The 1,072-nt window shown below is 69.1% G+C and carries 2 protein-coding genes; both read right to left on the bottom strand.

The features are described from left to right. Positions 1–718, bottom strand: a 718-nt coding sequence (locus tag AB0I03_RS27110) for an AIR synthase related protein (protein ID WP_360417492.1), incomplete at its 3' end; no start/stop codon positions are given. After that, positions 715–1,072, bottom strand: a 358-nt coding sequence (locus AB0I03_RS27105; protein WP_360417490.1) for a phosphoribosylformylglycinamidine synthase subunit PurQ, incomplete at its 5' end; no start/stop codon positions are given. The genes AB0I03_RS27105 and AB0I03_RS27110, both read right to left, overlap by 4 nt.

The raw sequence follows: 1,072 nt of genomic DNA, 5'->3' as shown, positions 1-1,072 counted from the left end.
CGTCGAAGGTCTCGGAGGCCAGCACCGAAACGCCGCCGATGCCGTCGCCGCCGGTCCGGGCACCGTAGAGGATGACCTTGTTGCCGGCGCCGGACGCCTTCGCCAGGTGGATGTCCTCGTGCTTCATCACGCCCACGCAGAGGGCGTTGACCAGCGGGTTGCCCTGGTAGCAGGGGTCGAAGACGACCTCGCCGCCGATGTTGGGCAGGCCCAGGCAGTTGCCGTAGCCGCCGATGCCCGCGACCACGCCCGGCAGGACGCGCTTGGTGTCGGGGTGGTCGGCGGCGCCGAACCGCAGCGGGTCCATCACGGCGACCGGCCGGGCGCCCATCGCCAGGATGTCGCGGACGATGCCGCCGACGCCGGTGGCCGCGCCCTGGTAGGGCTCGATGTACGAGGGGTGGTTGTGCGACTCGACCTTGAAGGTGACCGCATAGCCCTGGCCGACGTCCACGACGCCGGCGTTCTCCCCGATGCCGACGAGCAGCGCGTCGTTCTCGGGGGCCTTCTCGCCGAACTGCTTCAGGTGGACCTTGCTGCTCTTGTAGGAGCAGTGCTCGGACCACATCACCGAGTACATGGCCAGCTCGGCGCCGGTCGGACGCCGGCCGAGGATCTCCCGGATCCGCGCGTACTCGTCCTGCTTGAGGCCGAGTTCGGCCCAGGGCTGGTCGGTTTCCGGGGTCTCGGCTGCGTGCTTGACGGTGTCGAGGCTCATGCGTTGACCAGCTTCTTCAGGATCGAGGTGAAGAACCCGAGGCCGTCGGTGCGGCCGGTGCCGATGAGCGGCTCGACGGCGTGCTCGGGGTGCGGCATCAGGCCGACGACATTGCCCGCCTCATTGGTGATGCCGGCGATGTCGCGGAGCGAACCGTTGGGGTTTCCGTACCCGTCGGCGGTCGGGCCGTCGGTGAGGTAGCGGAAGGCCACCCGGCCCTCGGCCTCCAGCATGTCCAGCGTCCGCTCGTCGGCGACATAACGGCCGTCGATGTTCTTCAGCGGAATGCTGATCTCCTGGCCCTGCGCGTAGTCGCTGGTCCAGGCGGTCGTGGCGTTCTCCACCCGCAGCTTC

Source organism: Glycomyces sp. NPDC021274 (assembly GCF_040641195.1).
Classification (GTDB): domain Bacteria; phylum Actinomycetota; class Actinomycetes; order Mycobacteriales; family Micromonosporaceae; genus Glycomyces.
This window is presented reverse-complemented; position numbering and strand designations above follow the sequence as displayed.